Source organism: Sphingomonas sp. FUKUSWIS1 (assembly GCF_000733135.1).
GTDB lineage: Bacteria > Pseudomonadota > Alphaproteobacteria > Sphingomonadales > Sphingomonadaceae > Sphingomonas > Sphingomonas aerolata.
On the sequence record NZ_JPJC01000079.1, the window covers coordinates 1 to 5,723 of the forward strand.

At 67.2% G+C, this 5,723-nt stretch carries 6 protein-coding genes; 1 reads left to right on the top strand and 5 read right to left on the bottom strand.

Translation table 11 applies throughout. The features are described 5' to 3' along the window. From ssb to sphsw_RS05835, 5 genes are all read right to left on the bottom strand, one after another. On the bottom strand, nt 1-470 hold a 470-nt coding region (gene ssb, locus sphsw_RS05815), incomplete at its 3' end, for a single-stranded DNA-binding protein (protein ID WP_031394933.1). A gap of 8 nt (nt 471-478) precedes the next feature. Then, nucleotides 479-2,341, bottom strand: a complete 1,863-nt coding sequence (gene feoB / locus sphsw_RS05820) for a ferrous iron transporter B (RefSeq protein ID WP_031439774.1) — start codon at nt 2,339-2,341, stop codon at nt 479-481. A 13-nt stretch (nt 2,342-2,354) separates the two neighbouring features. After that, entirely contained in the window at nt 2,355-2,630 is a 276-nt protein-coding gene (locus sphsw_RS05825) for a FeoA family protein (RefSeq protein WP_031394931.1), read from the bottom strand. 106 nt (nt 2,631-2,736) lie between these two features. Further along, nucleotides 2,737-3,390, bottom strand: a complete 654-nt coding sequence (locus sphsw_RS05830) for a COQ9 family protein (RefSeq protein ID WP_031439775.1) — start codon at nt 3,388-3,390, stop codon at nt 2,737-2,739. Further along, entirely contained in the window at nt 3,387-4,364 is a 978-nt protein-coding gene (locus tag sphsw_RS05835; protein ID WP_081874168.1) for a DMT family transporter, read from the bottom strand. Before sphsw_RS05835 ends, sphsw_RS05830 begins: the two co-directional genes overlap by 4 nt. A 50-nt stretch (nt 4,365-4,414) precedes the next feature. On the opposite strand from sphsw_RS05835, the gene sphsw_RS05840 reads away from it, so the two are divergent. Next, on the top strand, nt 4,415-5,503 hold the full coding sequence (locus tag sphsw_RS05840) for an alkene reductase (protein WP_031439777.1): 1,089 nt from the start codon (nt 4,415-4,417) through the stop codon (nt 5,501-5,503). Nucleotides 5,504-5,723: the final 220 nt, after the last annotated feature.

Here is a 5,723-nt window from a genome sequence, read left to right on the forward strand (position 1 = left end):
CCGCCGTAACCGCCGCCGCCTGACGAGCCGCCGCCAAAGTCGTTGCCGCCGCCGGCCCAATCGTCGCCGCCGCCGCGGCTACCACCGCCACCGCCTGCGCCGCCGCCCTGGCCGCCATTCGGGCCGTCGAGCATCGTCAGCACGCTGTTGAAGCCCTGCAGCACGATCTCGGTCGAATACTTGTCCTGGCCCTGCGCGTCCTGCCATTTGCGCGTCTGGAGTGCGCCCTCGATATAGACCTTCGAGCCCTTGCGCAGATACTTCTCCGCGACGTTGGCGAGGCCTTCGTTGAAGATGGCAACCGAATGCCATTCAGTCTTTTCCTTGCGCTCGCCCGACATCTTGTCCTTCCAGGACTCGGACGTCGCGATGCGCAGATTGACGACCTTGCCGCCGTTCTGGAACTGCTTGCTTTCGGGATCGCGGCCGAGATTGCCGACGATGATGACCTTGTTGACGCTGCCTGCCATGATGCCCCTCAGAGGCCGGCGAACACCGCCAGCCAATATGTGATTCCGGCCATGATGTAGGCGGCGGCGAACAAATAGCCAACCATGAACGCCGGCCATTTCCACCCGTTCGTCTCGCGACGCGTGACGGCGATCGTCGAGATGCACTGCGGCGCGAATACGAACCACATCAGGAAGGCGAGCGCGGTCGGCAGGGTCCAGCGGCCGCGCAGATTCTCGACCATCGCCTTGCCGCCCTGGTTGCTGTCGGGATCGTCGATCGCATAGACCGTGCCGATCGCCGCGACCGCAACCTCGCGCGCGGCCATCGCCGGGATCAGTGCAAGCACGATGTCGCGGTTGAAGCCGATCGGCGCGAACACCGGGGCAATGCCGTTGGCGATCCGTCCCGCCGCCGAATAATCGACCGGCGACACCTTGCTGCCTTCAGGCGGCTTGGGAAAGCTCAGCATCACCCACAGGATCACGGTCGACACCAGGATGATGCCGCCCGCACGCTTCAGGAAGATCTGCGCGCGGCTCCACAGGCCGATGCCGACGTCGCGCCACTGCGGCCACTGATATTTCGGCATCTCCATCATGAAGCCCGACGACACGCCCTTGGTGACCGTCCGGCGCAGCACCAGCGCGGCGACGAACGCACCGACGATGCCCATCACGTACAGCCCGAGCATCACCAGCCCCTGAAGGCCGACGAACGGCAGGACCTGCGTGTTGGGAATGAATGCGCCGATGATCAGCGTGTAGACCGGCAGCCGCGCGGAGCAGGTCATCAGCGGCGCGATCAGGATCGTCGTCAGCCTGTCCTTCTCGTCGTCGATCGTCCGCGTCGCCATGATCCCGGGGATCGCGCAGGCGAAACTCGACAGCAGCGGGATGAACGCGCGCCCCGACAGCCCGACGCTCGCCATCACGCGGTCCATCAGGAACGCCGCGCGGACCATATAACCGCTCGCCTCGAGCACGAGGATGAACAGGAACAGGATCAGGATCTGCGGCAGGAACACGATCACAGCGCCGACGCCCTTGATCACCCCGTCGACCAGCAGCGACCGGAGCAGCGAATCGGGAAGCTCCGACGTGATGAACGCCTGCAGCGCCGTGAAGCCGCCGTCGATCAGGTCCATGAACGGCTGCGCCCAGCTGAAGACCGCCTGGAACATCAGGAACATGATCGCCAGCAGTAGCACCGGCCCGGCGATGGGATGCAGCGCGACCCCGTCGAGCATGTGCGTCCAGCGCCGTACCGGCGTCTCGGACAGCGTGGCGGCCGTCGCGATGTCGCGCGCGCGCCGCTGCAGCGTGACGATGTCGTCCTGCACACTGCCGTCCGACTTGCGCAGCCGGATCGGACCGTTGACGACGGTCTGCGTCAGGATCGCACGCAGCGCGTCGAGCCCGCGTTTGCGGACCGCGACGGTCGGGATCACCGGCACGCCAAGTTCTCGCGAAAGCACCGCCGCATCGAGTTTCAACCCGTCGCGTTCGGCGAGATCGACCATGTTGAGCGCCACCACGACGGGCAGGCCGAGCGCGATCAGCTGGAGCGTGAAGCGCAGGTGATTGTCGAGATTGGCGGCATCGACGACCACGACCAGCGCGTCGGGCAGGCGTTCGCCGTCCTGCGTTCCGGTGACGACGTCGCGCGTGACGCGCTCATCGGGGGAGGAGGGCTCGAGGCTGTAGGCGCCGGGAAGGTCGACCAGCTCGACCGGGCGGCCGTCATCGAGCGTCAGCCGTCCGGCCTTGCGCTCGACCGTCACGCCTGGATAATTGCCGACCTTCTGCCGCGCACCCGTCAGCGCATTAAACAGCGCGCTCTTGCCGGCATTGGGATTGCCGACCAGCGCGACCAGCGGTGCTGCGTTCATAATGTCAGGCTGATTATTCTGCGGCGGCTGGCGTGGGTGATACGCGAATCGCACCTGCGACCGCACGCCGCAATGCGACGGTCATCCGGCCGATCCGGCAGGCGATCGGACCCTGGCCCAGCGTCGCGCGGTGAAGAACCTCGACATCGACACCCTCGTCAAAGCCCAGTTCGCGCAACCGGCGTGCCTCGGGGCCCGCCAGTCGAGCCCAGTCGATCGCAGCGACGATGCCATGCTGCTTGCGGGGCAGCGTTTCGAGACTGACGGAACGATCGGGGCGAGTGTCCATGATGCGACTGATTATCAGTAACGGATCGCCAAGGGAAGCCCCGGCACACGTGCTTGACGCAGATTGCGCGCATTCCGTCGCCCCGTGACGACGTGCCGCAACGCGCTCATGCCACGGGATAGCGCAACCGCCCGACGAACCGCGACAGGCTGAAGCCATGCTCTGTCCGCTTGAGAAAGCCCGACTTTGCGGTCTCGAACCGCATGATGCCGTCGATCCGCCGGCTGAGGAACGCGCGCGTCTCGGCAAACCCCTCGCTGTCGTCGTCGAGGAAGACCGTGACCGTCGCGGCATAGACGCCGAGCAGGATCGTCCGCTTGGTATAATGATTGTAATCGGTCGCGACGTCGCCCGCGGCCCGCCAGATCGTGTCGACCGTCCGCCAGCCGAGCCGCCCCGCCTTGGTCAGATTCTGCGGCAGGGCGAGGATCGCCAGCGCGCGGCGCAGCGATTCGCGGTCGGCCGCGGTCGCCTGCAGCCGGGCCTCGATTAGCGCGGCGATCCGGGCGCGGATCTTCATCGCCGACAGCCGTTCGGGCGGCACGCTTTCGAGCATCGCGACGTCGATATCGGCGAACCAGGCGTCGATCATGTCGACCGGTCCCTCTTCGAAGGCGAGCGCGGCGACGTCGCGGTCGATGCCCGCCGCGTCCGCCGCCATGTCGCGCGCCGCGTCGCTCCACCCGTCGAACGCCGCATTGGCGGCGATGCCGGGGGCGAGCAGCGAACGGATTTCATCGAGCGTGAGGTCTTGGGTCATACCGTCTCCTGCCGTCCAAGATCAGGCGTGTCGAGCGCCTCTTCAATAGGGGGGCGATCGGCCGGGGTCCGGCGGACCAGCACCAGCGCGATCGCGACCATGACGACGCCGACCAGATCGGGCAGGCCAAGCCGCTCGCCATAGACCAGCCAGCCGACCGTGCCTGCGACGACCGGCTGGATCAGCAGCGCGATGCCGATCACCAGCGGCGAAAACCGCCCGAGCGCATAGATCATCAACCCCTGGCCCAGCACCTGGCTGCACAGCGCGAGCCCGATCAGCGGCCCCCACTGCGCCGGCACGATCCGCTCGCCCATCGCAAGGGCGAACACCAGCAACGGCACGATGCCCGCCAATGTCGACAGCACCAGCGCGGACAAGGGGGCGAGCGTCGTCCGCGCGCGCGCCATCAGGATGAAATACACCGTGTAGAGCAGCCCCGCGAGGATGCAGAGCAGATCACCCGCCAGGTTCTTCGCATCGAGCTGATAGGAGCGCCCGAGCAGCAGCGCCGCGCCCGCCGCGGCGAGCATCAGCGCCCAGCCCTGCGTCCGCGTCGGCCAGGTCCGCGCAACGAGGAACCCGTAGATCGGGAACATTAGCGTCGCCGCATTGCCGAACAGCGTCGCATTGGCGAGCGTGGTGCGCAGGATGCCGAGATGCCAGCTGCCGAGATCCGCGGCAAAGCACACGCCGCCCGCGATCAGCCCGATCCAGACGCCGCGGCCGAGCCGCGTCGGTCGCGCGCCCTGCTGCGCTGCGAGCAGGACGAGAAACGGCACCGCCAGCGTCAGCCGCCAGAATCCTGCCGCGACCGGTCCGACCTCGGTCGCGCGGACGAACCACGGCCCGAATGCGAGCGCGACATTGGCGATCAGCAGCGCGCCGAACGCGAGCGTGCCGGGGGCACCGGTCGTCGTCGCCGTCGGCGTTTCGGGCACGCTAGATATTCTTTGCGGGGCGGGGCGATGCATGCCGCGCTGTAGCGTCCTATCTTGCCCCCGTCAGGCATTAAGGAGCCCCCATGCCAAGCCTTTTCGATCCCATCACGCTCGGCGCCGTCGAAGCGCCCAACCGCATCCTCATGGCGCCGCTCACCCGCGGGCGTTCGGACAAGGACGCCGTCCCGTCCGACCTCATGATCGACTATTACACGCAGCGCGCCAGCGCCGGCCTGATCATCTCGGAAGCCACCGGCATCAGCCGCGAAGGCCTGGGCTGGCCATTCGCGCCGGGCCTGTGGACGCAGGCGCAGGTCGAGGCGTGGAAGCCCGTTACCGCAGCCGTGCACGCCGCCGGCGGCCGCATCATCGCGCAGCTCTGGCATATGGGCCGCCAGGTTCATTCGTCGGTGATCGGCGGCCAGCCCGTCTCGTCGTCCGCGACCAAGACCGAAGGCCAGGCGCATACGTTCGAGGGCAAGAAGGATTTCGAGGTCGCGCGTCCGCTCGAGCTGAACGAGATTCCGCGGCTGCTGAACGACTATGAGCTCGCGACGAAGAACGCGCTGGAAGCCGGGTTCGACGGCGTCCAGATCCATGCCGCGAACGGCTATCTGATCGACCAGTTCCTGCGCGACAACGCGAACAGCCGCACCGATGACTATGGTGGCAGCATCGAGAACCGCATCCGCCTGCTTCGCGAAGTCACCGAGCGTGTGATCTCGGTCGCCGGCGCCGATCGCACCAGTGTCCGCCTCTCGCCCAATGGCGATTCGCAGGGCGTCGACGACAGCAACCCCGAGCCGCTGTTCACCGCCGCCGCCAAGGCGCTGTCCGATCTCGGCATCGCCTTCCTCGAGCTGCGCGAGCCGGGTCCCGACGGCACCTTCGGCAAGACCGACGTGCCAAAGCTCAGCCCGGCAATCCGCAAGGTCTTCAAGGGCGTGCTGGTCGTGAACTCGGATTACGACACGCTCGAAAAGGCGCAGGCCGAGCTCGACAAGGGCGATGCCGATGCGATCAGTTTCGGGCGGACGTTCATTGCGAACCCCGACCTGCCCGAGCGCCTGCGTACCGGCGCACCGCTGGCGCAGGATAACCCGAAGACCTGGTACAGCCAGGGCCCCGAGGGCTATATCGACTATCCGGCGCTGGAAACCGTGTCCGCCTAAGCCGACCGCCTGATTGTCACCGGTGACGCCATCGCATAGCAGCGCGGCTTTCGCGTCGTGCGCGGCGCACCGGTGACGACAGGACATGACATGACCGACGGCTGGGGCCCGCCGAAATCGCCCCCGAAATCGCCCCCCAAATCCAGCCCCGCATCGGCCTGGCCGCTGAACGACCGCGGCCCCGGCCCGTTGCTGCCCGGCACCGCGGATCGCGCGGCCC

Bases quoted from the DNA above. Each gene is read 5' to 3' on its own strand.
- feoB (WP_031439774.1), bottom strand. From the start codon at position 2,341: ATGAACGCAGCACCGCTGGTCGCGCTGGTCGGCAATCCCAATGCCGGC.
- sphsw_RS05825 (WP_031394931.1), bottom strand. From the start codon at position 2,630: ATGGACACTCGCCCCGATCGTTCCGTCAGTCTCGAAACGCTGCCCCGC.
- sphsw_RS05830 (WP_031439775.1), bottom strand. From the start codon at position 3,390: ATGACCCAAGACCTCACGCTCGATGAAATCCGTTCGCTGCTCGCCCCC.
- sphsw_RS05835 (WP_081874168.1), bottom strand. From the start codon at position 4,364: ATGCATCGCCCCGCCCCGCAAAGAATATCTAGCGTGCCCGAAACGCCG.
- sphsw_RS05840 (WP_031439777.1), top strand. From the start codon at position 4,415: ATGCCAAGCCTTTTCGATCCCATCACGCTCGGCGCCGTCGAAGCGCCC.